Genomic DNA, 25997 nt, shown 5'->3' with positions numbered 1-25997 from the left:
GTCCCGGTTGTTCCGTCAGAGGACAATCGGGACTTCGCTTTGAAGCGGGTCCCGGCGGCATCGCCGGAACGGTTCACGGCAAGGTGCGGTGACAGAAACAGGGGAGCATGACATGCTTCCCCAGCGGAATTGACGAGATCACGGGGTTTTTCATGGGCATGACAAAGAGCGTGGCCAAGGTGCTGGCCGCAATGATCGCCACGGCAGCAGTGCCGGCGGCGGCCAACGCCGCCAGCTGCGGCAACGATGGGGGCGGTTTTCCGGCCTGGGTAGAGGCATTCAAGGACGAGGCGGCAGGCCGGGGCATCAGCCGTTCAACGCTCGACAAGGCATTCGCCAATGTCAGCTATGCCCGCGCCACGATCCGCGCCGACCGCGGCCAGAAGAGCTTCAAGCTCTCGCTCGAACAGTTCATGCAGAAGCGGGGCGGCCAGGCGATCATTCGCCGCGGCAAGAGCCTGAAGAAGCAGAACGCTGCCCTCTTCGACCGCATCGAGGCCCGCTACGGCGTGCCCGCCGGCCCGCTGCTCGCCATCTGGGGCATGGAAACCGGTTTCGGCGGCTTCCTGGGCAAGGAACACACGATCTCGGCCGTCGCGACGCTCGCCTATGACTGCCGCCGTTCGGACTATTTCACCACCCAGCTCTACGCCACGCTCCAGCTCGTGCAGAAGGGCGTCCTGTCGACCTCGGCCCGCGGCGCGGCGCATGGCGAAATCGGCCAGACGCAGTTCCTGCCGGCCAACGTCCTGAAGTACGGCGTCGACGGCGACGGCAACGGCCGCATCGACCTCGTCGGTTCGAAGGCCGACGCGCTGGCCTCCACGGCCAACTTCCTGCGCGGCCACGGCTGGAGCGCCGGCGGCGGCTACCAGCCGGGCCAGGGCAATTTCGGCGCATTGCAGGGTTGGAACGCAGCCAGCGTCTACCAGCGCGCAATTGCCATTATCGGCGCGGAAATCGACGGCGAGTGAGCCGGTCGTAGACTCCGGTTTTGAAGAAACCCGGTGCGAGCCTTCGCACCGGGTTTTTTGTTGGAGCACTTCCAGCAAAAGCGCGAAGCGGGATTGCCTGGAAACAAAAAGATAGAGCGTTTTCGCGCTTTGGAGAAAAGCGGAATCGCTTTATGCGCCGGGGCGCTGGAAATCACCGGTCTTGCCGTCCATGATCCACAACTCACCCGTCGAGATATCGAACCAGGCACCGTGAAGCTGGATACGGCCGCGCTCCTCGAGGATCCGGACACAGGGAAAGGTGCGCAGGTTGGCGAGCGAATTGCGGATCGAGACCCGCTCCAGCGCACGCTGGCGCTCGGCCTGCGTGAGGATTTCAGCGCCCTGGATCTGCTCGGCGACAGGCTTCAGCATGCCCATCCACTTGCCGATGAAATCGCCAGGTGACAGCGGCTCGGCATCGGGGTCGAGCGCCGCGGAAATACCGCCGCAGCGGCCATGGCCCATCACCACGATATCGCTGACCTTCAGCGACTGGACAGCAAATTCGAGCGCCGCCGACGTCGCATGGAAATTGCCGTCTGGCTCATAGGGCGGCACGAGGTTCGCGACATTGCGCACGACGAAGAGTTCACCCGGGCCGCTGTCGAAGATCGTCTCCGGTGCGGCACGGGAATCGCAACAGGCGATCACGAGTGTCTTCGGTTTCTGGCCCGTCTCGGCCAATGCCCTGTAGCGCGCCGACTGCTCGGCGTAGCGGCCGGACATGAAGTTGCGGTAGCCATTCAGAAGACGATCGGGAAAGCGGTTCATGGTGTCGGAATACCCCCGTGTAACAATCTACCGGATGAGGCCCCATCCGACCCTGCATAAACCACTCCGAAAGGCACCGCGCAAGGCCGGATCGTTCAGGATCGCCGCGACTGGGCCGGATGCACGAGGCGGCGCATGTGCACCATTGCCATGGGCGTGGAAATGCTGGAGGCGTCCTGTTCCAGCGTCAACTCGTCGGCACCGCGTTTTGTGGTGCGCGCCACGATCTCGAAGACGCTGGCAGTCGCCATCATCAGAGCGCGCTCCTCCGGCAGGCCCTCCATAATCCGGGAGAGGAAGATGGCGGCCAGCAGGTCACCGGTGCCGTTCGGCGGGTTGGGCACGAGCCGGTGCTCCGCCAGCAGCGCGTGACGCCCGGAAAGATAGAGATTGCCGGTGCTCCCCGCCATCAGCGGCAGCGAGGAGGTGACGAGCATACGGGCGGGCCCAAGCGACAGCGCCGCCTCCATGATCGCCCCGTTCGTTTCGAGCGGCGCGCCGGCAAGCCAGGCGAGTTCAAACCGGTTGGGCGTGGCGATCGAGGCAAGCGGGATCAGCGCATCGCGGATCGCCACCGCCGTTTCCTCCGGCACGTAGAGGCCGCGATCGTCGCCGCACACCGGGTCGCACATGTAGAGAAGGTCGGGATTTTCCGCCCGCAGGGCCGCAACCAGCCGCGCCACCGAATGGGCCTGCGCCGCGCTGCCGAGATAACCCGACAGCACCGCCTTCACCTCGCCCCGCCAGGGTGCGCGGATGAGATCGGAGATCATCGCATCGAAATCGTCGGCCGAAATCGCCACACGCGTCGAACGCCCGCGACCGGGATGCCAGGGCAGAATGACGGTCGGCAGCGCCCAGACCGGATGGCCAAGCGTCTCGAGCGCGAAGACGGCGGCGCGGTTGCCCACCGTGCCGCGCACCACATGGCTCGAAATCACGATGACAGCGCCCTTGTCGCTCTCGTTCATATCAGGCTCTCCTGGTTCCGGCCGAGTGATGACAAGGGGGTCATTTTCTGTCAACGCCCACCCCGTTTTCGGCCTTTGGCGAAAAAGATGAAAAAAGCAGATCCGGCCGGTTTTTGGCTGCTTTTCGACGAAAAAACACGAGATTCGTGACAAAACGACAGTGAAACTGACCTATCTAGGACAAAATCGATTGAATTTTCTCGCAAATGCACAAATTCCGTCGCACGTATTTTTTCTTCTGCTAACGTCCGGCCATCGGATTCGAGGGAGAATTCCATGGGTGCCAGGACCAACGTGAAACGAGAAAAACACATCGAGGCCGCAAAGGCCGCAGCTGCCGCCCTCGGCGCAAAGACGCTGAACCCGGACATCCTCTTCGGGCGCGCCAGCAAGGACGACCTCGAGCACTATAGCGGCGAGATGTTGGCCGTCGCGGCAGCCCATGCCATGGCCGAAATCGAGGCCTGGGACGGCACCGAGCCGCGCGTCACCGTCACCACGCTTGCCGGTGTGACGCCGCAGAGCCAGCCCGTTTCGGTTCTCTCCGTCACCGATCGCAACCAGCCGTTCCTCTATGATTCAGTGATGGGCGAGGTGACGAGCACCCATCGCGACATCCATCTGGCGATCCACCCGATCCTCGTCGTAACGCCCAGTGAGGCACCGAAGCTCTTCTCGCCCGACGAGGAAAGCGATCCGGCGCAGCGGGTCAGCCATATCGAGATCCACCTGTCCGAACTCGCGCCGAGCGAGGCCGCCGCACTTGCGGAACGGGTCGGAACCGTGCTCGATCAGGTCCATCTGGCCGTCGATGACTGGCCCGCCATGGTGGAAAAGCTCGACAGCACCATGGCCGACGTGGAGCGCTACGCCAAGGAGAAGCCCGGCAAGGACGAAGCGCTCGCCTTCCTCGCCTGGCTGCGCGGCAACAACTTCACCTTCCTCGGCATGCGCGAATACAGCTATTCCGGCAAGGGCGAAGCGGCAACCGTCGAACGCGGAGGGGAGGGCCTCGGCATCCTCTCCGACCCCGATGTGCGCGTGCTGCGCCTTGGCAAGGACGCAGTGACGACGACGCCGGAAATCCTTGAATTCCTTGAAGGTCCGGATTTCCTGATCGTCACCAAGGCCAATGTGAAATCGCTCGTGCACCGCCGGGCCTATATGGACTATGTCGGCCTCAAGCGCTTCGACGAGAAGGGCAGGGTGATCGGGGAACTGCGCATCGTCGGCCTCTTCACCTCGACAGCCTACACCCACGCCGCCGGCCAGATTCCGCTGCTGCGCTCGAAGGTCGCCGCGGTCATCGAGCATTTTGGCTACGACCCGAAAAGCCATTCCGGCAAGATGCTGATCAACACGCTGGAATCCTATCCGCGCGACGACCTCTTCCAGATCGACACCAGTCTGCTTGCCGCCTTCTGCGAGCAGATCAACGAACTCTCCGACCGGCCGCGCATCCGCGTGCTGCCGCGTATCGATCGCTTCGACCGCTTCGTCTCCGTCATCGTCTACGTGCCACGCGAACAGTACGATTCCGACGTGCGCGAAAAGATCGGCAACTATCTGAAATCGGCCTATGACGGCCGCGTCTCGGCCTATTATCCGGCCTTCCCGGAAGGCGGCTTGGCGCGCGTGCACTTCATCATCGGCCGCTCCGGCGGCAAGACTCCGCGCATCCCGCAGGGCAAGCTCGAACAGGCGGTGCGCGAGATCGCCACCCGCTGGACCGACAGGTTCGAGGCCCTCTCCAATACAGACGGCGTGCGGCTCGTCACCGACCGCAGCTACCAGGAGGACTTCACCCCCGCCGAGGCCCATGCGGATCTTTCCCTCATCACCACGGCAACGCCCGAGAACCCGATCAGCATCGCCTTCTACCGCAAGGCCTGGAACACGGATCTCGCCTCCGTCGAACTGAAAATCTTCCATGCCGGCGAACCCGTTTCGCTATCGCAGCGCGTGCCGCTTCTGGAAAATCTCGGCTTCAACGTCATCAGTGAGCAGACGCACGACCTGACACATGCCGGCCTCGATGGCGGTGAGCGCCGCGTCATCCTGCATGACATGGAACTGAAGCACCGCGACGGCATCGAGATCAATCTTGCCAAGCTGAGCCCGATGCTGGAGGAGGCATTCCTCGCGGCCTGGCACGGCGATGTGGACGACGACGCGCTGAACCGCCTCGTGCTGACCGGTGGACTCTCCGCCCGTCAGATCATGGCGCTGCGCACCTATTCGCGCTACCTGCGCCAGACGGGCATCGCCTATTCGCAGGGCTATATCGCCGATACGCTCAACAAGTACCCGCTTATCGCCGCCGACCTCTTCCGCCTGTTCGAGACCCGCCTCGATCCGAAGCTTTCAGAACGCCAGCGCGAGAAGAAATCCGCAGAGATCGCAGCGGCGATCGAGACCGCGCTGGCGAACGTGCCGAGCCTCGACGAGGACCGCATCCTGCGCCGCTACGTCAACGCCATCGAGGCAACACTGCGCACCAACTACTTCCAGCGCGATGCGGACGGAAAACCGCGCAAGACGCTGGCGATCAAGCTCGACCCGAAGGCTCTCGAGGGCCTGCCGGAACCACGGCCCTTCCGCGAGATCTTCGTCTACGGCGCCGAGGTCGAGGGCGTGCATCTGCGCTTCGGCAAGGTTGCCCGCGGCGGCCTGCGCTGGTCCGACCGCGCGCAGGACTACCGAACGGAAGTGCTCGGCCTCGTGAAGGCCCAGCAGGTCAAGAACTCGGTCATCGTGCCCGTCGGCGCCAAGGGCGGCTTCTATCCGAAGCAGCTCCCGGTCGGCGGCAGCCGCGACGCCGTCTTCAAGGCCGGCACCGAGGCTTACAAGACCTATATCCGCACGCTCCTCTCCGTCACGGACAACATCGTCGGCCAGGACGTGGTGCCGCCGGCAGACACGGTGCGCCTCGACGGCGACGATCCCTATTTCGTCGTCGCCGCCGACAAGGGAACCGCAACCTTCTCCGACACCGCAAACGGCCTGGCGCAGGAAGCCGGCTTCTGGCTCGACGACGCCTTTGCCTCGGGCGGCTCGGCCGGCTACGATCACAAGAAGATGGGCATCACCGCCCGCGGCGCCTGGGAAACCGTGAAGCGCCACTTCCGCGAAATGAACATCGACATCCAGAAGACGCCCTTCACCGTCGCCGGCGTCGGCGACATGTCGGGCGACGTCTTCGGCAACGGCATGCTGCTGTCGCGCAAGATCCGGCTCCTCGCCGCCTTCGACCACCGCGACATCTTCATCGATCCCAACCCGGACACCGACACGTCCTTCGCCGAACGGCGCCGCATGTTCAACCTGCCGCGCTCCAGCTGGCAGGACTATGACCGCTCGGTCCTGTCCAAGGGCGCAATGATCATCCCGCGCACGGAAAAATCCGTGACGCTCACGCCGGAAGCCATGGCCGTGATCGGCATCGACAAGGCCAAGGCGACGCCCTTCGAGATCATGACGGCGATCCTCAAGGCGCCGGTCGACCTGATGTGGTTCGGCGGTATCGGCACCTATATCCGCGGCCAGAACGAGACGGATGCCGAGGTCGGTGATCGCGCCAACGACCCGATCCGCATCGTCGCCGACGACGTGCGCGCCAAGGTGATCGGCGAGGGCGCCAATCTCGGTGTCACCCAGCGCGGCCGCATCGCCTTCGGCCTCAAGGGCGGGCGCTGCAACTCGGATGCCATCGACAACTCGGCCGGCGTGAACTCGTCGGACGTCGAGGTCAACATCAAGATCGCGCTCGCCTCGGCCATGCGCGACGACCGGCTGCCGCGCGCCAAGCGCAACGTACTGCTCGCCTCGATGACGGACGAGGTGGGGCACCTCGTGCTGCGCAACAACTACCTGCAATCGCTGGCGATCTCGCTGACGGAAAAGCAGGGTGCCGCCAACCGCGCGCCACTGACCCGCCTGATGGATCGCTTCGAGGCCGCCGGCCAGCTCAACCGAAAGGTCGAGACGCTGCCCGACGACCGCACGGTCGCCGAACGCTACCAGGCCGGCAAGCCGCTGACGCGGCCGGAGATCGGCGTGCTGCTCTCCTATGCCAAACTGGTGCTGTTCGATGAACTCGTCCATACCGATCTGCCGGACGAGCCCTATTTCGAGCCGACGCTGATGGGCTACTTCCCGGCGAAGATGCAGAAGGCCTATGCAGACGACATCCGTTCGCACCGCCTGCGCCGCGAGATCATTGCAACGATCCTCGCCAACGAGGTGATCAACCGCGGCGGCCCGGCCTTCGTCAACACGCTGACCGACGGCACCGGTTTCGGTCCGGCGGATGCGGTAAAAGCCGCCGTCATCGCCCGCGACGGCTACGGCCTCGCCGCCCTCTATGCCGGCGTCGATGCTCTGGACAACCAGGTTTCTGGATCGGTGCAGAACGAGCTCTACGAGGAAATCGGCCGTATCTACGCTTCCGTCACCAGCCTGCTCCTGACCACCGGTGCGGTCTCCGGCCCGATGGACCAGGCGGTGCACAAGCTCAAGCAGGCCCTGAAGCAGCTGCGTCCGCATCTTACCACCCTCATCTCCGAGCAGGCCGGCGACGAGGCCCGCCGCAAGGCCCATGCCTATGAGGACGAAGGCGTGCCGACGGAGCTGGCCGAGGAGATCGCCACGCTCTCCATGCTGACCTTCGTGCCGGAGGTCATGCTGATCGCCGGGGCGACGGGCGACACGCTCGGCAAGACGGCGCAGACCTTCGCCGGCATCAGCGCAGCACTCAATATCGGCCGGCTGCTTTCGGCGGCCAGCCGCATCCCGACCGGCGATCTCTATGAAGCGCTCGCCCTGCAGCGCAGCCTCACCGACATCGCCAATGCCCGCCGGGACCTCGCCACGGTGGTGCTGACACGCCACAAGGGCGACAAGGCACCGCTCGCCACCTGGCAGCAGGGTGACCGCGAGCGCCTCGCCCGCGTCACCGCCAACCTCTCGGCGCTGACGGAAGCAGGCGAAGCCACGCTCGCCAAGGTCAGCGTCGCCGCTGGCATCCTGAGCGACCTCGCACAGGAACGGGCCCGGTAAGGCACGCCCTTGCCTCATCGCGGCCACCTTCCGTGCGGCCGTGGCTATCGCGCCTTCGCGCAACCGCAACTGCCCTCTCTGCCTGCCAGGCAGAGAGGATCTCACCGCACCCGTTGAATCCCGTCACCGGCAAATGCTAGCCTCCCGGCGAAACCGGCGTGAAAACCCGCCGCAGCGATTCGAAAAGCGGGGATAGGCGTGGCGGAAGCAGCGGCAGGGCGGACGAGCCGCCTCGGCATAACGGGCTGGATGCTGTTCGACTGGGCAGCGCAACCGTTCTTCACGGTCATCACCACCTTCATCTTCGGCCCTTACCTCGTCTCGCGCCTCACCGAGGACCACGCGGCCGGGCAGGCGGCCTGGAGCTATACGCTCACCATCGCCGGCGTCACCATTGCGTTGCTCGCCCCGATCATGGGCTCCATCGCCGATGCCTCCGGCGCGCGAAAGCCCTGGATCGCCGCCTTCGCCGCCATCAAGATCCTGTCTCTCTTCGCCCTCTGGTATGCCGCGCCCGGCAGCAGCCTCATCTTCGCCATGGCGATGATCGTGCTCGCCACCGTGGCGGCGGAGTTCTCCATCGTCTTCAACGATTCGATGATGCCGCGCCTGGTGAGCCCCGCGGATGCCGGCCGCATCTCCAACATCGCATGGGGCCTCGGTTATCTCGGCGGCATGATCGTGTTGATTGCCGTCGTCGCCCTGCTGGCCGCAAATCCGGAGACAGGCCGGACGGCGATCGGCATCAGCCCGCTCTTCGGCCTCGACGCTGCCGCAGGCGAAGATGCCCGCATCACCGGGCCGATCTCGGCGCTGTGGTACCTCGTCTTCATCCTGCCGATGTTCTTCTTCACGCCGGACCAGAGCCGGGGGCTGCCCATTGTAGCTGCGGTGCGCGCCGGCTTCGCCGATCTCACATTCGCACTGCGCGACCTTCGCAGAAAACCGGGCATCCTGCGCTTCCTCATTGCCCGGATGATCTATCAGGACGGGGTCAATGGGCTGCTGGCGCTCGGCGGCACCTTCGCCGCCGGCATGTTCGCCTGGCAGACCTTCGAACTCGGCATCTACGGCATCATCCTCAATGTGGTGGCTATCGGCGGCTGCCTCTATGCCAGCCGCATGGACCGGCGTCTCGGCTCGAAGACCGTGGTGGTGATAAGCCTCGTCTGCCTGACGCTGGCCACCATCGGCATCGTCTCCACCGGCCCGGGCTTCACGCTGTTCGGCCTGTTGCCCTTGCCGACCGCCGATTCCGGCGGCCTGTTCGGCACCGCAGCGGAAAAGGCCTATATCGTCTACGGCCTTCTGATCGGCATCGCCTTCGGCCCCGTCCAGGCCTCCGCCCGGTCCTATCTCGCCCAGAGCATCCATCCGGACGAGGCGGGTCGCTATTTCGGCCTCTATGCCCTGTCCGGCCGCGCCACATCCTTTCTCGCCCCCCTCTCCGTCGCGCTCGTCACCACGGCGACAGGCTCGGCGCGCCTCGGCATGATGGCGCTCATCGCCTTCCTCCTTGTCGGCTTCCTGCTCCTGCTGCGCACGCCCTATCCGGCGGCGAAGGTGGAGGTCTGAAACGCAAAACGCCCCGCAAGCGGGGCGTTTCTATCTGGTGAAGAATCCGGCTAACTACTCAACGAGGCCAAAAGGCGGCCTTCCGGAATTGCGCAGGACAAAACGGTCTAGTGACGGAAATGGCGCATGCCGGTGAAGACCATCGCGACGCCCGCCTCGTCAGCCGCGGCAATCACCTCAGCGTCGCGCATCGAACCGCCCGGCTGGATCACCGCCGTCGCGCCCGCTGCGATCGCCGAGAGCAGGCCGTCAGCAAAGGGCAGGAAAGCTTCCGACGCGACAGCCGAACCCCGCGTCAGCGGCTCGGCAAGACCCATGGCCTTGGCCGCTTCCTCGGCCTTCAGGCCGGCGATGCGGGCGGAATCGACACGGCTCATCTGGCCGGCACCGATGCCGGCCGTCTGGCCATCCTTGGCATAGACCACAGCATTCGACTTGACGTGCTTGGCAACCTTGAAGGCGAACTTCATATCCACCAGTTCCTGGGCGGTCGGCGCACGCTTGGTGACGACCTTCAGCTCAAGGTCCTCGACCATGCCGTTGTCGCGGCTTTGCACGAGCAGGCCGCCCGACACGGTCTTGGCGGAAAGGCCGGGCACACGCGGATCGGGCAGGGCGCCCGTCACCAGCAGGCGCAGGTTCGGCTTGCCGGCAATGATGGCCCGGGCTTTCTCGTCCGCGTCCGGCGCGATGATGACCTCGGTGAAGAGCTTGACGATCTCCTCCGCCGTCTCGCCATCAAGTGTGGTGTTGAGCGCGATGATACCACCGAACGCCGAGACCGGATCGCAGGCGAGCGCCCGCGCATAGGCATCCTTCAGCGTCTTGCCGGTGGCAACGCCGCAGGGATTGGCATGCTTGATGATCGCGCAGGCCGGGCCGTTCTCCGGCAGGAATTCGGCGACGAGCTCGAAGGCCGCATCGGTGTCGTTGATGTTGTTGTAGGAAAGCTGCTTGCCCTGCAGCAGCATGGCGGTCGCGACGCCCGGGCGGTTTTCACCCGTCACGTAGAAGCCTGCCTTCTGGTGCGGGTTCTCGCCATAACGCATCTCTTCCTTCAACACGCCGCCGAGCACGCGGTGGCGGGGCATCGCGATGTCGAGCGCATCGGCGAACCAGTTGGAGATGGCCGCGTCATAGGCCGCCGTGCGGGCATAGGCCTTCGCCGCCATACGCTGGCGGAAGGCGTAGGAGGTCGAACCGTCGGCGAGTTCCTCAAGCAGCGCAGGATAATCGGCAGGATCGGTGACGATGGTCACATAGGCATGGTTCTTGGCCGAGGCGCGGATCATCGCCGGGCCGCCGATGTCGATGTTCTCGACCGTCGTCGGATAGTCCCCCCCCTTGGCGCGCACTTCCTCGAAAGGATAGAGGTTGATGACGGCAAGGTCGATCGCGCCGATACCGTGTTCCTTCATCGCCTCGACATGCTCCGCATCGTCACGGATCGCCAGCAGGCCGCCATGCACGGTGGGATGCAGCGTCTTTACGCGGCCGTCCATGATTTCCGGAAAGCCCGTAACCTCGGAAACGTCGGTGACGTCAAGCCCGGCGTCGCGGAGCGCCTTGTGCGTGCCGCCGGTCGACAGCAGCCGCACGCCCTTCTCGGCAAGGGCCCGGGCGAGGTCGACGACGCCGGCCTTGTCGGAGACGGACAGCAGGGCCGTGCGCAGGGCGACACGGTCGGGGGCGGGGATCTTCTTGGAAATGACGGCCATTGGGGGCGCTCCGTTCTGACGGCCCGGAAGGGCGGGCCGGATGGTCATGCGCCCCGTTATCACAGGCCCGGCCGCGAGAAAACCGCCAAACGCCGGGAATTCTCAGCGTTGCCGCACCAACGACCACTGAACTTCGGCCACTTTGGCAAGCGGCATGGTCAGCGTGAGCTGGCGCGAGGCCCTGACACCGGAAGGATCGGCGAAGAAGACATCCTCCTCTTCCGCCACCGCGACATCGACGCAGGTCAGCGCCCAGGCCTCGCCGTCAGGGGCGATCAGCCGCGTCTCGTTGGCCGATACCCTGTAGAGCTGGATCGTCGGGTGGATGTGGAAGCGCACCACTGCCGTGCCCTTCTCGATCGCGCCGTCCGGATCGGCGGGCTTGTAGAAGCGCTCCCGGCCACGGATCTCACCGCCCGTCGCCGCAACGAGGATATCCCGTTCGTAGAGCAGGCCGAAGCGCTTGAGATAACCGTCATGGGTCGCCGTCACGCTGTCGGCGCCCGACTGACGCTCGGCCCGCGCCACGTCTACCTTGCTGATGCCGCCGACGACGATCGGCCCCAGGAAGCGGGAGGTGGAAATCCGCGAGGAGGATGTGTCGTTGAGCGTGGCGACGGAATGGGCTGCGGTGGTACGCGACATCTGCCTGAGTGCCTCGCCGGCAAAACGCGGACGACCGGAATTGACGATGAAGCGGTTCTTGCCCGAGGACACTTCAATGGAAAGCGCACCGGCGGCGGCTGTCGCCGACAGATCGACAGATTTGGGCACGCCCGTATCCATCAGAACGACCGTTTCCTGGACCGCCAGGCGATCATACCGGCTCAACGGCAATGCCTTGAAGGGCGCACCGCCGGTCTCGTCATACCGCAGCACCGACATCAGCTCATTTGCGAGCGTATAGGTCGCGCCATTGAACAGCGCGAGCTCGCCACCCTGATGGCGGAAGAAGCGCAGCGCCGGGAAGATACGGTCGATCGAGGGGATGAGCTGCGCCGGCATGTCGTGGCCGAGATTGACATAGGTCTGGCGCAACGGCAGCAGGTCGAGCAGCACATCAAGCGCGGCGCGCGGATTGCGGGAGGAATGACCACCGTCCGGCAAAATCTGCCGGTCGAGCTCTTCGTCGAGATGGCGGGCGGCCTTGCGCATGCGAGAGGCCGAGCTCGGCATGGCGATGGAGGCCATGGCGAGCGCAATACGCACCCTGAGCCGCGGTTCGCCATCGCGCGTCGTATCGGCGACATGGCGCAGATACCGAACCTGGAAGGCGAGACTCTTCAGGAAGCGGCGATAGAACGGATAATCGGCATCCTTCAGGACAACAGGCGAATGGGACAACCAGGCGATGATGCGCTGAGCGGCGACATCCGGCCGCCAGGCAAGCCCGCCGATGACGCGTCCATGGCTCTGCAGCCAGTCGTCCACCACGAAGCGGGCGGTATGGGCCGCCTTTTCCGGATCCACCAGCCGCATGTGCCGCAGCCAGCCGAAGGAATGCAGGCGCACCGCGAACTCCTCCGAGGGAAGCTCCAGCGCGAAGGGTGATTCGCCGTCGCATTCAAGAACGCGGCCAGCCAGCGGAAAGCGGCCGGCAACGATTTCTTCGCCGGCAAACGAATCAGCCGGGTGAAGGTCTGTCGGCGCGACGACCAGCCGGTCCGGCGTACCGCCGGAAAAGCGCATGGCACTGATTCGCCCGAGGGCGAGCCTCCGAGAAAACCGGCGCCAACCCTCACGCATATACAGATAGAGAAGCCGCTGCCTGTCGGAAAGCTGCATGGTTAACGAATGCCTCCTTGGCCTATAGCTAGGCCGAGAAGGCAAGCGACGTCAATTGACTGCCGGTCGATGGACTGTTGACGACGGTGGAAGCCGTTCCCAGGCGCCCTTGCAGATCAGCCGGCATGGACGAGCCGCACGGCATAGAACCCATCCAGGCCACCGGCATGGCTGGCGGTTGCGGGCAGCATCGCAGGCGTGGTGCGGAATTCGCCGCGCGGGGAAATCGCCTCTTCCAAACCCGGCCAGTCGGCAGGATCGACCGGCGCAATGCGCCAGTCCGGATTGTCGGCGAGAACGCGGGCTACCATCTCCTCGCCTTCGCTCGGATCGAGCGAGCAGTTGGAGAAGACCAGCTCGCCGCCAGGGCGCACCAGCGTCAGCGCGTGGCGCAGCAGGCGCTCCTGCAGGCCGGCCAGCTTGCCGATATCCTCCGGCCCCTTGGTCCAGAGCACGTCGGGATGACGGCGGATCGTGCCTGTCGAGGAGCAGGGTGCGTCGAGAAGAACGGCATCGAAGGGTTCACCCGGGCGGTATTCCGCCATGTTCGCCTCAACGGTCTCGGCCGAGAGGCGGAGCCGGTCGAGATTGCCGACAAGCCGCTTCAGACGGTTGCCGGACTGGTCGAGGGCGGTGACCCTGGCCCCCGCTGCGGCGAGCTGCGCGGTCTTGCCGCCGGGCGCAGCACAGAGATCGGCGACCCGCTTGCCCGCAAGATTCGAAAACAGCTTTGCCGGCAGGCTTGCCGCGGCATCCTGTACCCACCATTCCCCATCCTCAAAGCCTTCGAGTGCCGGAATGGCACCGGAGGCGACCGGAAGGCGGACCGATCCTGTCGGCAGAATCAGGCCGCCAAACCGCCCGGCCCAGCCTTCGGCATCGGACTTGACCGTCAGATCGACAGTGGAGGGCTCGAGCAAGGCATCGGCAATGCGCGCGGCGTGGTCATGTCCGTAGACGGCGGCTAGCCGCTCATGGAACCAGGCCGGAATGACGGAAACGGCTTTTGTCGCCGTCAAATGCGAGGCCTTTTCGCGCGACAGGCGGCGCAGCACCGCATTGGTGAGGCTTGCGAAACGGCGGTTGCGCGGATCGATCTGCGCCTGCTCGACCGCGAGGTCGACAGCGGAGTGATCGGGCACGTCGAGATAGAGGATCTGTGCCGCCGCGACCGTCAGGACGTGATGCAGCGCACGGGCGCCATCAGGCAGGGGTGTGCCGACCAGCGTGTCGAGAATAGCCTCGATGCGGGGGAGGTGGCGCAGCGCCGTGTTGAGGATGGCGCGGACGAGCGCACGGTCGGCATCGTTCAGCTGGCAATAGGCCGGGTTGCCGTTTTCGAGGTCAAGCATGCCGTCGAGCGGCGTCCTGCGATCGACGACAGCCGCCAGGATCTTGGCCGCGGCCTGCCGGGCGCGCAGGCCCGGCTTTTCCGGATGGTTGGCTGCGGCATCCGCAGACGGCCCCTTGCTGGGGCGATGGCGTTTCGGATGCGATCTGTTTTTTCGATTGTCGTCGTTCAAGACCAGGGACCTTTGGGCGGTTCGGAACCTCCGCGTCCCCAGCCGGTCGATGGGACGGAACGCGATTTGCGGGACGGATTATCAGCCCGCACCGGCTCCGTCGAGCGCATCTCTTTGCCGCGGGCCATTTCCTGAAGCGCGGCGATGCGGTTCTCCGTGTTCGGATGGGTGGAGAACAGGTTGTCCATGCGCTCGCCCGACAGCGGATTGATGATGAACATATGGGCTGTCGCCGGATTGTGCTCGGCGCCGTCGTTGCGAATGCGGCCGGCAGCGACCGCGATCTTCTTCAAGGCGGAGGCGAGCCAGAGCGGATTGCCGCAGATCTCCGCACCCCGCTTGTCGGCAGAATATTCGCGGGTGCGGCTGATTGCCATCTGCACCAGCATGGCAGCGAAAGGGGCGACGATCATGGCAATGAGCACACCGATGAAGCCGAGCGGGTTGTTGTTTTCCCGGTTGCCGCTACCGCCGAAGAACATGGCGAAGTTGGCGAGCATGGAGATCGCGCCGGCAATCGTCGCCGTCAGCGTCATGGTCAGGGTGTCGCGGTTCTGGATATGCGCGAGCTCATGCGCCATCACGCCCGCCACCTCTTCATAAGTCAAGGCATGCAGCAGGCCGGTCGAAGCAGCAACCGCGGCATTCTGCGGGTTGCGGCCGGTGGCAAAGGCATTCGGCTGGTCGCTGTTGATGACATAGACGCGCGGCATGGGCAGGCTAGCGCGTTTGGCAAGATCACGCACGATGCCGTAATATTCCGGCGCCGAACGCTCATCGACCTCCTTGGCGCCATACATGGACAGCACCATGCGGTCGGAATTCCAGTAGGAAAAGAAGTTCATGGCGATGGCGACGAGAAGCGCGATCAGCATGCCGCCCTTGCCGCCGATGAGCAGGCCCACGCCCATGAAAAGCGCCGTCATCACGGCGAGAAGCATGGCTGTGCGAACGATGTTCATACGTTTTCGGCTCCTGTCTGGTCTCTTGCCGGGTTGCCATTCACCTGTTGTCAAGGGAATGTTTCACGTGAATCAGCGCTTTCCACAACGCCTTCACACCCAGCTTTTTACATGTCGTTCTCGCAAAACCGCTGCACACTTTTGCGCGACATGCCTTATAGGATGGGAAGCGAACAGGAATTCTTCAATATCCGGGAAGGATGCCCAATTTCATGCAAAGCGACAACGACAATCATACGGACGGCCGGAAAGTGCTGTCCCCCGCCGCCCAGCGGGCCCTTCAGGAAGCAGAAGAACGCCGCAAGGCCGCCCCGCAGGCGGAACCCGCCCCGGAGACCGGTGGACGCGGCGGAGCCGATCCGGCCCGCTTCGGTGATTGGGAGATCAAAGGCCGGGCGATCGATTTTTGACCGGATACGCCCGGCGTGTCTCCTTCATCACGGTGGGGTGTGATCCGCCCTACCACTCGGCCGGCACTCCACACAGCAGGATCCCCGACAGACCCGAGGATAGCGACCGAGGGTAGGAAACTCCCGCTCAAACAAAACCACCTCAAACGAAAACGGCGGCCAGTGGCCGCCGTTTCGCTTTATGTTTCAGGCTCAACCCGCAGCCTTGTTCTGCCGGTTGGCGATCAGGTCGTCCACCACGGCCGGATCAGCGAGGGTGGACGTATCGCCGAGAGAGCCAAAATCGTCCTCGGCGATCTTGCGCAGGATGCGGCGCATGATCTTGCCGGAACGCGTTTTTGGCAGGCCGGGCGAGAACTGGATCTTGTCCGGCGTCGCGATCGGGCCGATCTCCTTGCGCACATGCTTGACGAGGTCCTGGCGCAGCGCATCGGTGCCTTCCTCGCCAGCCATCAGCGAGACATAGCAGTAGATGCCCTGGCCCTTGAGGCTGTGCGGATAGCCGACGACGGCGGCTTCCGAGACCAGATGGTGCGAGACGAGGGCCGATTCAATTTCGGCCGTGCCGAGGCGGTGGCCGGAAATGTTGAGCACGTCGTCGACACGACCGGTGATCCAGTAATAGCCATCCTCGTCACGGCGGCAGCCGTCACCGGTAAAATACTTGCCCTTGTAGGTCGAAAAATAGGTTTCGACGAAGCGCTTGTGATCGCCATAGACTGTGCGCATCTGGCCCGGCCAGCTGTCGGTGATGCAGAGGTTGCCGTCGGCCGCCCCTTCCAGCACGTTGCCTTCATTGTCGACAAGCTGCGGCTTGATGCCGAAGAACGGCCGTGTCGCCGAACCGGGCTTGAGCTCCGTGGCGCCCGGCAGCGGGGTGATCAGAATGCCGCCGGTTTCCGTCTGCCACCAGGTGTCGACGATCGGCGAACGACCTTCGCCGACGACGTTGTAATACCATTCCCAGGCTTCCGGATTGATCGGCTCACCGACCGAGCCGAGCAGGCGCAGCGACGAACGCGACGAGCGCTTCACGAAGGCATCGCCAGCGCCCATGAGGGCGCGGATCGCCGTCGGAGCGGTGTAGAAGATGTTGACCTTGTGCTTGTCGACCACCTCCCAGAAGCGGCCGGCATCCGGGAAGTTCGGCACGCCCTCAAACATAAGCGTGGTCGCACGGTTCGCCAACGGACCGTAGACGATGTAGGAATGGCCGGTGACCCAACCCACGTCGGCCGTGCACCAGTAGATATCGCCGTCCTGGTAGTCGAAGACGTATTTGTGCGTCATCGAGGCATAGACGAGGTAGCCGGCCGTGGTGTGCAGAACGCCCTTCGGCTTGCCGGTGGAGCCCGACGTGTAGAGGATGAAGAGCGGGTCTTCCGCCTTCATCCTGGCCGGCGGACAATCGCGCGGCACGGTCAGCACTTCCTGGTGATGCCAGATGTCACGGCCCGGCGCCCAGCCGATCTTGCCACCGGTGCGGCGCACGACGAGCACCTTGTTGACGATGACATGGTTCTTGGCGGCGATGTCGATCGCCGTGTCGGTGTTTTCCTTCAGCGGAATGGGTTTACCGCCGCGCACACCCTCGTCGCAGGTAACAACGAAGGTCGATTCGCAGTCGACAATGCGGCCGGCCAAGGCATCCGGCGAGAAGCCGCCGAAGACGACGGAGTGCACGGCGCCGATGCGCGCGCAGGCGAGCATGGCATAGGCCGCTTCCGGGATCATCGGCATGTAGATGGTGACGCGATCGCCCTTCTTGACGCCGTGCTTCTTCATCACGTTCGCCATGCGGCAGACGTGTTCATGGAGCTCGTTATAGGTGATCTTCTTGTCGATATAGGGGTTGTCGCCTTCCCAGATGATGGCGACCTGATCACCATGCGCCTTGAGATGGCGATCGATGCAATTGTAGGAGACGTTGGTGATGCCGTCTTCAAACCACTTGATCGGCACCTTGCCGGTGAACGACGTGTTCTTCACCTTGGTATAGGGCTTGAACCAGTCGATCCGCATGCCGTGCTTGTCCCAGAAACGCTCCGGGTTCTCGATGCTTTCGCGATACCAGTTCTGATAGGTTTCGTTGTCGATCAGCGTGCGGCTTTTCGCGGACTTCAGCACCGGATAGGTCTTTGCGGACATGGATTCCTCCTCACTGCGCATGGGCGGGCAAGCCGTGTCTCCTCCGGTCCCCCGCATCTCCGTCGCCATACATATCAGGTCAAATCCTTCGGGCAATTAGACAAAAGGTCATTTGCGCTTGAAGAATTGCATTTCTGCGACAGTGATTGTATAGAGGGCCGAATTCCCGGAACATAGTGGTTACACCCCACGGCCCGCGACACCGGCGCGGACGGACAGAAGGACTATATCCATGGCTCAGCAGCTCCTCATGCCAAAGGCGACCGCGGTCTGGCTGGTCGACAACACGGCGCTGTCGTTCGACCAGATCGCCACATTCTGCAAACTGCACCCGCTCGAAGTGAAGGCCATCGCCGACGGCGAATCGGCGCAGGGCATCAAGGGCCTCGACCCCATCTCGACCGGCCAGCTGTCGCGCGAGGAAATTGCCCGCGCCGAAGCCAATCCGAATCACAAGCTGAAGCTGTCCGAACCGAAGGTCCGCGTGCCGGAATCCAAGCGCAAGGGCCCGCGCTACACGCCGGTCTCCAAGCGCCAGGACCGCCCCAACGCCATTCTCTGGCTCGTGCGCAACCATCCGGAACTCAAGGATGCGCAGATCTCGCGTCTCGTCGGCACGACCAAATCGACGATCGAGCAGATCCGCGAACGCACCCACTGGAATTCGACCAACCTGACGCCGATGGATCCGGTAACGCTGGGTCTGTGCTCGCAGATCGACCTCGACCTCGAGGTTGAACGCGCCTCGAAGGGTCGTCCGCTGCCGACCGCCGCCGAGCTCGGCGCAACGCTCGAATCCGCGCAGGAAACGGAAAAGCTGCCCTACAGCACCGACCGCGAGGAAGAGAAGGAAATCGACGCCGATGCCGTCTTCGCCAAGCTGAAGTCGCTGAAGTCGGCCACGCCGGACGAGGATGAAGACGACCGCTTCTAAGCGCCGTCCATCACCAGACAGCAAAAACCCGGCCACCGAAATGGCCGGGTTTTTTGTTGCTCAAACGATCCGCCGACCCGACAGGACCTCGGCAATCTCGTCCAGGATAGCGGGATCGTCGATGGTCGCCGGCATCTTCCAGTCCACCCGGTCCGCGATCTTCTGCATGGTGCCGCGCAGGATCTTTCCGGAGCGCGTTTTCGGCAAGCGCTTCACGCAGATCGCCGTCTTGAAGGCGGCGACCGGGCCGATGCGCTCGCGCACAAGGCCGACAACCTCTTGCTCCACGACCGATGATTCACGTGAAACACCGCTCTTCAAAACGAGGAAGCCGGCCGGCAACTGGCCCTTCAACGCATCGGCGACGCCGATCACGGCGCATTCGGCGACATCCGGATGGCTCGCGCAGACCTCTTCCATCGCGCCCGTCGAAAGACGGTGACCGGCAACGTTGATGATGTCGTCGGTGCGCGACATGATGAAGACGTACCCGTCCTCGTCGATGTAACCGGCATCGGCCGTCTTGTAGTAGCCGGGGAACTCCGAAAGGCAGGCTGAGCGGAAACGCTCGTCGGCATTCCAGAAGGTCGTCAGGCAGCCAGGGGGGAGGGGCAGCTTGATGGCGATGTTGCCGAGCGTGCCAAGCGAAACCTCGTGGCCGGCATCGTCGAGCACATGCAGCTCATAACCCGGCATGGGCACGGTCGGGGAGCCGTGTTTCACCGGCAGCGGCCCAAGGCCGAGCGGATTGCCAACGATCGGCCAGCCGGTTTCCGTCTGCCACCAGTGATCGATGACCGGCACGCCGAGCACCGCTTCGGCCCAGCGGATTGTATCCGGATCGGCCCGCTCACCGGCCAGGAACAGGGCCCGCAGGCTGGAAATGTCGTGCCGCTTGACGAGCACACCTTCCGGATCCTCCTTGCGGATGGCGCGGAAGGCGGTCGGGGCGGTGAAGAGCACCGAGACCTTGTAGTCCTCCACCACCCGCCAGAAGGCGCCCGCATCCGGCGTGCCGACCGGCTTTCCCTCGTAGAGCACCGTGGTGCTGCCATTGAGAAGCGGTGCATAGACGATGTAGGAATGGCCGACGACCCAGCCGATATCCGACGCCGCCCAATAGACCTCGCCGCGCTCCACGCCGTAGAACGCCCGCATCGTCCAGGCCAGTGCCACCATGTGGCCGCCATTGTCGCGGATGACGCCCTTGGGCTGGCCGGTCGTACCTGACGTGTAGAGAATGTAGAGCGGATCCGTTGCCGCCAATGGCACGCAGGGGATTTCACGCCCATCCTCCCGCGCCGCCGAAAGCGCAGGGCCGAGATCCACATCACGCCCAGGCTTCAGCTCCGCCACCAGTTCCGGCCGTTGCAGCACGAGGCAACGCTCCGGCTTGTGCCCGGCCAGCTCGATCGCCGTGTCGAGCAACGGCTTGTAGGCCACCACGCGATTGGGCTCGATGCCGCAGCTGGCCGTGACGACGAGTTTCGCGGTGGAATCGTCGATGCGCGCTGCGAGTTCGCTCGCGGCAAACCCACCGAAGACCACCGAATGGATCGCCCCGATGCGCGCACAGGCCAGCATGGCGAAGATCGCCTCCGGGATCATCGGCATATAGAGAATGACGCGGTCGCCCTTCTCTACGCCCTGATCGACGAGCACTGCCGCCATGGCATTCACATGGGAAAGGAGGTCGCCGTAGCTGTAGCGCGCCTTGCGACCGGTCACCGGGCTGTCATAGATCAGCGCCGTATCCCCGCCATGCCCGGCCGCCACATGCCGGTCCACGCAATTGTGACAGGTGTTGCCGATCGCGTCGGGAAACCAGCGCCCGTAAACGCCCTGCGCCGCGTCGAAAATATCCGTCGGTTCGCTGAACCAGTCGATCGCCCGGGCCGCCTCGGCCCAATGACCCCTGTGGTCATTCTTCCACGACCGATAGATCTCGGCATAGGTCTTCTGCATCGCATCCTCCATGTCCGGCCATGAAACCGGCCGGTCCTCCATGGGGAGGAGAATAGGAGAGGACGATGCTTCGGAAAAGCCAGACGAAAGCCTCAAGCGGCAAATTGCCCCTTGAAGACCGTCAAGCGGGAACGTCAGCGCGTTCCAAAAATCGCGGAACCGACACGCACACTTGTCGCGCCAAAGCCGATGGCCACGTCATAGTCGCCCGACATACCCATCGACAGGCGGTCGAGGTTGCAGCGTTCGGCGAGCTTTGCGAGCAGCGCGAAATGCGGGCCCGGATTTTCCTCCGCCGGCGGAATACACATCAGCCCCTCGATGGTGAGGCCGAGCTCGTCACGGCAGAGCGTAACGAAGGCGACCGTGTCATCAGGCGCGATGCCGGCCTTCTGCGGTTCAAGCCCGGTATTGACCTGGACATAGAGCCGCAGCGCACGCCCCTGCCGCGCCATCTCGGTGGCGATCGCGCGGGCGATCTTTTCCCGGTCAACAGTCTCGATGACATCGAAAAGGGCGACGGCCTCGGCCGCCTTGTTGGATTGCAACGGACCGATCAGATGAAGCTCCATGCCGGCCGTTTCGGCTCGCAGCACGGGCCATTTGCCCTGGGCCTCCTGCACGCGGTTCTCACCGAACACGCGCTGCCCGGCGGCAATTGCCGGGCGAATCGCTTCGGCATCGAAGGTTTTCGAGACCGCCACCAGCGTCACCGCCTCGGGTCTGCGGCCGGCTTCAACGGCCGCCTTGCTGATCCGGTTGCGAACGTCCTCGAGACGGTCCTGAAGGTCCATGGTCACTCTCCATCGGCATCTGGTTCCGGACCTAGCGAAATCGGCGCCGTTTGCCAAGCGCGCGCATGTCGCATCCCTTCTGCCAGGAGGCCGGAAAACTTGACGCTTCGGCGGTTTCATGATGAAGGTCTCGGCACCATATTCGCATGGGCGCACCGCCCTCCAAGACTCCCAAAAGACTTCCGGAACATCAAAGACATGGCCACCGAACGTTACAATCCGCGCGATGCCGAACCCCGCTGGCAGGCAAAATGGAACGACGACAGCGTCTTCCTGACCAAGAACGACGATCCGCGCGAAAAGTACTACGTCCTGGAAATGTTCCCCTATCCGTCTGGCCGCATCCACATGGGCCATGTGCGCAACTATGCGATGGGCGACGTCGTCGCGCGCTACAAGCGCGCCCGCGGTTTCAACGTGCTGCACCCGATGGGCTGGGACGCCTTCGGCATGCCCGCCGAAAACGCCGCCATGCAGAACAAGGTGCACCCGAAGGGCTGGACCTACGACAACATTGCGACCATGCGCAACCAGCTGAAGTCCATGGGCCTGTCGCTGGACTGGTCGCGCGAGTTCGCCACCTGCGACGTGGAATACTATCAGCGCCAGCAGCACCTCTTCCTCGATTTTCTGGAGAAGGGCCTCGTCTACCGCAAGCAGTCCAAGGTGAACTGGGACCCGGTCGACCATACGGTTCTCGCCAACGAGCAGGTCATCGACGGCCGCGGCTGGCGCTCCGGCGCACTCGTCGAGCAGCGCGAGCTGACGCAGTGGTTCTTCCGGATCACCGATTTCAGCCAGGACCTGCTCGATTCGCTGGAAACGCTTGACCAGTGGCCGGAGAAAGTCCGGCTGATGCAGAAGAACTGGATCGGCCGCTCGGAAGGCATGCTGGTGCGCTGGGAGATCGCCACCGGCGCGGATCTCGCCGGCGAGAAGGACATCACCGTCTACACCACCCGTCCCGACACGCTGTTCGGCGCCTCCTTCATCGCCATTTCCGCGGACCATCCGCTCGCCAAGGCCGTTTCGGCGAAGAACGCCGAGATCATGGCGTTCTGTGAGGAGTGCCGCCGTGCCGGCACCTCGCTCGCCGCACTTGAGACGGCGGAGAAGAGGGGCATGGACACCGGCATCCGCGTGCGCCATCCCTTCGATCCCAGCTGGGAGCTGCCGGTCTATGTCGCCAACTTCGTCCTGATGGACTACGGCACGGGCGCCATCTTCGGCTGCCCTTCCGGGGATCAGCGCGACCTCGACTTCGCCCGCAAATACGACCTGCCGGTCGTGCCGGTCGTGATGCCTGAAAACGGCGACGCCGCCACCTTCGCCATCGCCGGCGAAGCCTATGTCGGCGACGGCGTGATGATCAATTCCCGCTTCCTCGACGGCCTCAGCACCGGCGCCGCCTTCGAGGAGGTGGCAAAGCGCCTGTCGGCCGCAACGCTCGGCAACGCCCCGCAGGGCGAGCGCAAGGTGAACTTCCGCCTGCGCGACTGGGGCATTTCGCGCCAGCGCTACTGGGGCTGCCCCATTCCGGTCATCCACTGCGAGGATTGCGGCGTCGTGCCGGTTCCGAAGGCAGACCTGCCGGTCAAGCTGCCCGACGACGTCACCTTCGACAAGCCGGGCAACCCGCTCGACCGCCATCCGACCTGGCGCCACGTCGCCTGCCCGCAATGCGGCAAGGACGCCCGCCGCGAGACGGACACGATGGACACCTTCGTCGATTCGTCCTGGTACTTCGCCCGTTTCACCGCCCCGTGGGAGAACGACCCGACGGATCCGGCCGCAGCCAATGCCTGGCTGCCGGTCGACCAGTATATCGGCGGTATCGAACACGCGATCCTGCATCTGCTCTATTCGCGCTTCTTCACCCGCGCCATGCAGGTTGCCGGCCATCTCGACGTGAAGGAGCCGTTCAAGGGCCTTTTCACCCAGGGCATGGTGGTGCATGAAACCTATAGCCGCACCGTCGCCGGCAAGCGCGAATGGGTGACACCCGCCGAAATCCGCATCCAGGAAATCGACGGCAAGCGCCACGCGACGCTTCTCGAATCCGGCGAAGAAATCGCTATCGGCTCCATCGAGAAGATGTCGAAGTCGAAGAAGAACGTTGTCGATCCCGACGACATCATCGCCTCCTATGGTGCCGACACGGCCCGCTTCTTCGTGCTCTCCGACTCCCCGCCGGATCGCGACGTCATCTGGTCGGAAGCCGGCGTCGAAGGTGCCCACCGCTTCGTCCAGCGCGTCTGGCGCCTTGTTTCCGAAGCCGCACCGGCCCTGAAAGCAGCGGGAAGCCGCCCCGGCGTGGACGGTGAAGCGCTCGCCGTCTCCCAGGCGGCGCACAAGACGCTGAAGGCCGTTCAGGCCGACTACGACAAGCTTGCCTTCAACAAGGCCGTTGCGCGCATCTACGAGTTCGTCAATGCGCTTGCCGCGCCGCTCACCACCGCTGCTGCCGGCAAAGCCTCGAGCGACCTTATCGCCGCCCTGCGTGAAGCAGTTGGCATCCTGATCCGCATCGTTGCGCCCATGACGCCGCATCTTGCGGAAGAATGCTGGCGCACGGTCGGCGGCGAAGGCCTCGTCGCGACAACCCCTTGGCCGTCCTACGAAGACCGCCTCGTCGCCGACGACGAGATCACGCTGCCGGTGCAGATCAACGGCAAGAAGCGCGCCGATTTGACAATCGCCCGCGATGCGGACCAGACTACCGTCCAGGCGGCCGTTCTGGCGCTCGAAGCGGTTCAGGCCGCCCTTGCCGGCCAGCAACCCAAGAAGATCATCGTCGTACCACAGAGGATCGTGAATGTTGTTGTCTGACGGAACCGGCCTCTCGCGGTTCGCCAAGGCGTTTGCCGGCATCGCCATCCTTGGCATCGTCGCCGGCTGCCAGGTGCGGCCGCTTTACTCCACGCCTGCCGGTACGGAGGGCAAGCTTGCCGCCGTGGCCATCTCGAAAGCCGATGACCGCGTGGAACAGCAGGTCCGCAACGACCTGATCTTCCTTTTCTCCGGTGGCACCGGCGAGACGCAGAGCGCGCTTTACCACCTCGAACTCAACGTGACGGTCCGCAAGATCGGTGTGCTGCTCGACGTGCGTGACGACATTCCCCGCGCCGGCCGCATCGTCGTTTCTGCGGACTACAATCTCGTGCAGACCGACTCCGGCGAAACACTGGCCTCGGGCAAGCGCTCCGCAGTCGCTCTCGTCGATTATCCCGTGCAGGAATTCGCCAAGCTGCGGGCGGTCAGGGATGCGGAGAACCGCGGTTCCCGGGAGCTGGCAGAGCTGATCCGCGCGGATGTCGCGTCGGCTCTCGGCCGTCGCTGAGCCGGCCATGGCCGAAGTCAAGTCGCACGAGTTCGACGGTTTCCTGAAGCGCAAACCGCTGCCCGTGCGGCTGTTCCTTATCTATGGACCCGACCGGGGCCTGGTTTCGGAGCGCGCCGCGGCGCTCGCCGCCGTCAGCGGCGTCGACCTCACCGATGCCTTCTCCGTCGTGAAACTCGATGCCGGCGAGATCGGCGGTCAGCCTGGGCGGCTGATCGACGAGATGAACGCGATCGGCCTTTTCGGTGGCGATCGTCTGGTCTGGATCCGCAATGCCGGCAGCGAAAAGGGCCTTTCCGACGCGTTGGACATCCTTGCCCAACAGCCCGCAGGTCCCTCCACGCTGATCATCGAAGCCGGCGACCTGAAGAAGGGCGCCGGACTGCGCAAGGTGGCCGAATCAAGTTCCGCCGCCGTCGCCATTGCCTGCTATGCAGACGACGGGCGCGCCCTCCAGGCCCTCATCGACCAGGAACTGGCCTCGGAAGGCCTGCGCATTTCACCTGCCGCCCGCACGCGCCTGGTGGAAACCATCGGCGGAGACCGGCTCGCCTCGCGCAACGAGGTGCGCAAGCTGGCGCTCTATTGTCGGGGTAGGGAACTGATCGAGGAGCAGGACGTCGAGGAGATTGTCGGCGACGCCAGCGCGATCTCGACGGATGACGCCATCGACGCCATTCTGAAGGGTGACAAGGACGGTTTCCTGCACGCCATACAAAAGATCGTTTCCTCCAAGACGCCGGTCTTCCTTGTGCTGCAAGGGTGCCTTCGACAGTTCCAGCTCCTTGAGTTGATGCGCGCCGAAATGGATGAAAAGCGGGCGCCCGCCGCCCAGGCCATGGCAGCCCTTGGCCGGCATCTGCATTTCCGGCGCAAGCCGATTGTCGAGAACGCGCTGAAAAGCTGGACAGGTCCGGCAATCCGTCGTGAAACACAGCGTCTTCAGGCCGCCATCCTGCAAAGTCGGCAGCGCCCGGCACTGGAAGACACGATCGCCATGCAAACCATGCTGGCGACCGTTCTGCAATCCGCCCGCCGCTGAATCCGG

The 25997-nt window shown here is 64.2% G+C and carries 17 protein-coding genes; 8 read left to right on the top strand and 9 right to left on the bottom strand.

Annotated elements, in window-relative coordinates; genetic code table 11:
• Positions 1-152: 152 nt before the first annotated feature.
• Positions 153-974, top strand: a complete 822-nt coding sequence (locus P9A16_RS29440) for a lytic murein transglycosylase (protein ID WP_037408762.1) — start codon at positions 153-155, stop codon at positions 972-974.
• A gap of 150 nt (positions 975-1124) precedes the next feature.
• Here P9A16_RS29440 and P9A16_RS29435 read toward each other — a convergent pair whose 3' ends face one another.
• Together P9A16_RS29435 and pdxY are read right to left on the bottom strand one after the other, a co-directional pair.
• Positions 1125-1766 (bottom strand): carbonic anhydrase, encoded by a 642-nt coding sequence (locus tag P9A16_RS29435; protein ID WP_023512367.1) that lies wholly within the window; start codon positions 1764-1766, stop codon positions 1125-1127.
• A gap of 95 nt (positions 1767-1861) precedes the next feature.
• Complete coding sequence (gene pdxY, locus P9A16_RS29430; protein WP_023512366.1) at positions 1862-2737, bottom strand: pyridoxal kinase PdxY; 876 nt, start codon at positions 2735-2737, stop codon at positions 1862-1864.
• A gap of 276 nt (positions 2738-3013) precedes the next feature.
• Here pdxY and P9A16_RS29425 point away from each other — a divergent pair, with 276 nt between their 5' ends.
• Together P9A16_RS29425 and P9A16_RS29420 are read left to right on the top strand one after the other, a co-directional pair.
• Positions 3014-7795, top strand: coding sequence for an NAD-glutamate dehydrogenase (locus P9A16_RS29425; protein WP_023512365.1), 4782 nt, complete (start codon positions 3014-3016; stop codon positions 7793-7795).
• A 249-nt stretch (positions 7796-8044) separates the two neighbouring features.
• A complete protein-coding gene (locus P9A16_RS29420; RefSeq protein WP_081870721.1) occupies positions 8045-9370 on the top strand; it encodes an MFS transporter in 1326 nt (441 codons plus the stop codon).
• Between the two features lie 107 nt (positions 9371-9477).
• Here the strand turns inward: P9A16_RS29420 and purH are convergent, their stop codons facing one another.
• The 4 genes from purH to htpX all read right to left on the bottom strand — a co-directional run bounded on the left by purH (position 9478) and on the right by htpX (position 15358).
• A complete protein-coding gene (gene purH, locus P9A16_RS29415; protein ID WP_023512363.1) occupies positions 9478-11088 on the bottom strand; it encodes a bifunctional phosphoribosylaminoimidazolecarboxamide formyltransferase/IMP cyclohydrolase in 1611 nt (536 codons plus the stop codon).
• A 102-nt stretch (positions 11089-11190) separates the two neighbouring features.
• Complete coding sequence (locus P9A16_RS29410) at positions 11191-12873, bottom strand: heparinase II/III family protein (protein ID WP_023512362.1); 1683 nt, start codon at positions 12871-12873, stop codon at positions 11191-11193.
• 116 nt (positions 12874-12989) lie between these two features.
• A complete protein-coding gene (locus tag P9A16_RS29405) occupies positions 12990-14402 on the bottom strand; it encodes an RsmB/NOP family class I SAM-dependent RNA methyltransferase (RefSeq protein WP_439604869.1) in 1413 nt (470 codons plus the stop codon).
• Positions 14393-15358 carry a zinc metalloprotease HtpX gene (gene htpX, locus P9A16_RS29400; RefSeq protein WP_024271274.1) on the bottom strand — a complete coding sequence of 322 codons (966 nt, stop codon included), beginning with the start codon at positions 15356-15358 and terminating at the stop codon, positions 14393-14395. The genes P9A16_RS29405 and htpX overlap by 10 nt, the downstream gene beginning before the upstream one ends.
• 212 nt (positions 15359-15570) lie before the next feature.
• Here htpX and P9A16_RS29395 point away from each other — a divergent pair, with 212 nt between their 5' ends.
• Positions 15571-15768, top strand: a complete 198-nt coding sequence (locus tag P9A16_RS29395; RefSeq protein ID WP_023515750.1) for a DUF1674 domain-containing protein — start codon at positions 15571-15573, stop codon at positions 15766-15768.
• A 192-nt stretch (positions 15769-15960) separates the two neighbouring features.
• Here the strand turns inward: P9A16_RS29395 and acs are convergent, their stop codons facing one another.
• A complete protein-coding gene (acs, locus tag P9A16_RS29390; RefSeq protein WP_024271275.1) occupies positions 15961-17916 on the bottom strand; it encodes an acetate--CoA ligase in 1956 nt (651 codons plus the stop codon).
• A gap of 232 nt (positions 17917-18148) precedes the next feature.
• Here acs and P9A16_RS29385 point away from each other — a divergent pair, with 232 nt between their 5' ends.
• A complete protein-coding gene (locus tag P9A16_RS29385) occupies positions 18149-18850 on the top strand; it encodes a DUF1013 domain-containing protein (protein WP_023516580.1) in 702 nt (233 codons plus the stop codon).
• A gap of 60 nt (positions 18851-18910) precedes the next feature.
• On the opposite strand, the gene P9A16_RS29380 is transcribed toward P9A16_RS29385, so the two are convergent.
• The gene (locus P9A16_RS29380) at positions 18911-20815 is read right to left on the bottom strand and encodes a propionyl-CoA synthetase (protein WP_023516581.1); all 1905 of its coding nucleotides are present in this window, start codon (positions 20813-20815) and stop codon (positions 18911-18913) included.
• Positions 20816-20949: 134 nt separating this feature from the next.
• The gene (locus P9A16_RS29375; protein WP_023516582.1) at positions 20950-21609 is read right to left on the bottom strand and encodes a YggS family pyridoxal phosphate-dependent enzyme; all 660 of its coding nucleotides are present in this window, start codon (positions 21607-21609) and stop codon (positions 20950-20952) included.
• Between the two features lie 198 nt (positions 21610-21807).
• Here P9A16_RS29375 and leuS point away from each other — a divergent pair, with 198 nt between their 5' ends.
• Genes leuS through holA form a run of 3 tightly spaced genes read left to right on the top strand, consistent with a single transcriptional unit; the run spans position 21808 to position 25991 of the window.
• Positions 21808-24438 (top strand): leucine--tRNA ligase, encoded by a 2631-nt coding sequence (leuS, locus tag P9A16_RS29370; protein ID WP_024271276.1) that lies wholly within the window; start codon positions 21808-21810, stop codon positions 24436-24438.
• Positions 24425-24949, top strand: a complete 525-nt coding sequence (gene lptE / locus P9A16_RS29365; protein ID WP_023514414.1) for an LPS assembly lipoprotein LptE — start codon at positions 24425-24427, stop codon at positions 24947-24949. Before leuS ends, lptE begins: the two co-directional genes overlap by 14 nt.
• A gap of 7 nt (positions 24950-24956) precedes the next feature.
• The gene (gene holA, locus P9A16_RS29360) at positions 24957-25991 is read left to right on the top strand and encodes a DNA polymerase III subunit delta (RefSeq protein WP_023514415.1); all 1035 of its coding nucleotides are present in this window, start codon (positions 24957-24959) and stop codon (positions 25989-25991) included.
• Positions 25992-25997 lie beyond the last annotated feature (6 nt).

Origin of the sequence: Shinella sp. 838 (genome assembly GCF_029623935.1) — a bacterium.
Taxonomy (GTDB): Bacteria; Pseudomonadota; Alphaproteobacteria; order Rhizobiales; family Rhizobiaceae; genus Shinella.
The sequence above is the reverse complement of the archived record's forward strand: the minus strand, read 5'-3'. Positions and strand labels throughout refer to the sequence as shown.

What these genes read in the sequence shown, in the direction of transcription:
- P9A16_RS29440 (WP_037408762.1), top strand. Translation starts at nt 153, where the DNA reads ATGGGCATGACAAAGAGCGTGGCCAAGGTGCTGGCCGCAATGATCGCC.
- P9A16_RS29435 (WP_023512367.1), bottom strand. Translation starts at nt 1,766, where the DNA reads ATGAACCGCTTTCCCGATCGTCTTCTGAATGGCTACCGCAACTTCATG.
- pdxY (WP_023512366.1), bottom strand. Translation starts at nt 2,737, where the DNA reads ATGAACGAGAGCGACAAGGGCGCTGTCATCGTGATTTCGAGCCATGTG.
- P9A16_RS29425 (WP_023512365.1), top strand. Translation starts at nt 3,014, where the DNA reads ATGGGTGCCAGGACCAACGTGAAACGAGAAAAACACATCGAGGCCGCA.
- P9A16_RS29420 (WP_081870721.1), top strand. Translation starts at nt 8,045, where the DNA reads ATGCTGTTCGACTGGGCAGCGCAACCGTTCTTCACGGTCATCACCACC.
- purH (WP_023512363.1), bottom strand. Translation starts at nt 11,088, where the DNA reads ATGGCCGTCATTTCCAAGAAGATCCCCGCCCCCGACCGTGTCGCCCTG.
- P9A16_RS29410 (WP_023512362.1), bottom strand. Translation starts at nt 12,873, where the DNA reads ATGCAGCTTTCCGACAGGCAGCGGCTTCTCTATCTGTATATGCGTGAG.
- htpX (WP_024271274.1), bottom strand. Translation starts at nt 15,358, where the DNA reads ATGAACATCGTTCGCACAGCCATGCTTCTCGCCGTGATGACGGCGCTT.
- P9A16_RS29395 (WP_023515750.1), top strand. Translation starts at nt 15,571, where the DNA reads ATGCAAAGCGACAACGACAATCATACGGACGGCCGGAAAGTGCTGTCC.
- acs (WP_024271275.1), bottom strand. Translation starts at nt 17,916, where the DNA reads ATGTCCGCAAAGACCTATCCGGTGCTGAAGTCCGCGAAAAGCCGCACG.
- P9A16_RS29385 (WP_023516580.1), top strand. Translation starts at nt 18,149, where the DNA reads ATGGCTCAGCAGCTCCTCATGCCAAAGGCGACCGCGGTCTGGCTGGTC.
- P9A16_RS29380 (WP_023516581.1), bottom strand. Translation starts at nt 20,815, where the DNA reads ATGCAGAAGACCTATGCCGAGATCTATCGGTCGTGGAAGAATGACCAC.
- P9A16_RS29375 (WP_023516582.1), bottom strand. Translation starts at nt 21,609, where the DNA reads ATGGACCTTCAGGACCGTCTCGAGGACGTTCGCAACCGGATCAGCAAG.
- leuS (WP_024271276.1), top strand. Translation starts at nt 21,808, where the DNA reads ATGGCCACCGAACGTTACAATCCGCGCGATGCCGAACCCCGCTGGCAG.
- lptE (WP_023514414.1), top strand. Translation starts at nt 24,425, where the DNA reads ATGTTGTTGTCTGACGGAACCGGCCTCTCGCGGTTCGCCAAGGCGTTT.
- holA (WP_023514415.1), top strand. Translation starts at nt 24,957, where the DNA reads ATGGCCGAAGTCAAGTCGCACGAGTTCGACGGTTTCCTGAAGCGCAAA.